Source organism: Bacillus salipaludis (genome assembly GCF_004358205.1).
The window spans coordinates 1-1,592 of record NZ_SMYO01000092.1; the positions used below are offsets into that span (position 1 = coordinate 1).

The following is a 1,592-nucleotide window of genomic DNA, read 5'->3' on the forward strand; positions in this document are numbered from 1 at the left end:
AGGGAAAGTGCGCCCTTGACAAGCTAGATCCGAAAGGATATTTGGTCTATAAGTTGAACAAGGAATAACTCTATTCATACTGAATAAAACGCTAAATAAAAACATTTGGGTGTGGTGGGTTGACAGTTTCGTTCATATCAGTTCAATAAGCGAGATGAATAAGTTATAACAAAGTGACCTGCATTATTAATGCCTTATTTCCTCATCATCTAAACTTAGAGGTGAAGCACATAGATTAATAAATAATATGTAAACCGGATACAGAATGACAGATCCATAAATAAGAAGACTAAATCTCGGAAAAAGTGTTACTCCTGAATTAATAGGAATTACAACAGTGAAAAAAGAGAAAAAAAGGATAAAATATGGTACCCACAAAATGAGTGACCAATAGCTGTTTTTTCTACCTATAGTCCATTTTTTCGTTAAGCAAATGAATAAAATCGTTGAAAGTAGAACTCCAATTACATTAATAGCAGCAATTAGAATGTAAACATTATCCCATTCCCAGCCAGTTAAACTACTTATATGAGAGACATTTATTATGAGTTCGATTGCTATGAACAACGCTAAAGCGTATATGGCACTAATAGTATTTAACTTTATAAAAAACTTCATCATATACCTCCTTAATTAAGAAACAGCATTTAACACCTCTGAGTTAAGTTCTTTATTCAATTATAATCCTTCTTAATGTGACCTGCCCGTTAGCACAAAAAGAAAAGCTGCCTAAAATGGCAGCTGGATCTTCAACTCTTGCACCCTAGAGTATAAAAAGGTTGGCATTACATTTTTCCATTTGATGTTTCTTTAAATGAGGAAATACTTGACGATTTAGAATTGAAAAGTTTCCAAATTATGTACCCTAAAAATGTTCCAATTGTATTTAATATTACATCATCTATATCTGAAGAACGCCCCATAGGAATAGCAAACTGCACTGTTTCAATAAACAAAGAAAATATAAATCCCGTTAGTATTACAAATAGATTAAGCTTCCTTTGAAAAGATGATGTTTTCAAAGTTAGAAAAAATCCAAAAGGAACAAATAGTAAAATATTAAGACCTAAATTACGAATAGGTATGGTTATATCAACTGAATGAAACAGAATATTGTACATTCCAACTAACGGTACTATGTTAACAACTCTCGGCATTCCAGGACCATAAGCATTGGGATAAACAGTTACCAATAAAATTCCGATTATGCTAAAAATAAACAGAAGGTTAACAATCACTCTATCTGATTTTCTTTTTTTACTGACAAAATATGTAATAACACTAACCCCTAAAACGATTATTAAGAATAAGGGAACCAAATGTCCAAATGCTCGCCATAATTGAACCACGATAAACACTCCATTCTGGAAATTAATGTATAGTTATTTTACCGTGACATTGAATAATTTGGGAAGAGTCTTGTTAAACTGCCCCTTTACTTATATAAGAAAAGGTGATTACCGCTTGGTTAAGTAAACACCCCTGTCAATTCTATTCAATAAAATTTATTTTATTTTCCTGACACCATTCAATAGCAATTTGTTTAAAACACTCGCCCCGGTATGAATACCATTCATCTTCTATTTCAAAAT

General features: G+C 31.8%; 2 protein-coding genes. Both read right to left on the bottom strand.

Annotation, left to right across the window (positions count from 1 at the left end; all coding sequences use genetic code 11):
• Positions 1–186: 186 nt before the first annotated feature.
• On the bottom strand, positions 187–618 hold the full coding sequence (locus E2K98_RS30550; RefSeq protein ID WP_133340747.1) for a hypothetical protein: 432 nt from the start codon (positions 616–618) through the stop codon (positions 187–189).
• 167 nt (positions 619–785) lie between these two features.
• Positions 786–1,349: a VanZ family protein gene (locus E2K98_RS30555; RefSeq protein WP_165976447.1), complete on the bottom strand. Its 564-nt coding sequence runs from the start codon at positions 1,347–1,349 to the stop codon at positions 786–788.
• Between the last annotated feature and the right edge of the window lie 243 nt (positions 1,350–1,592).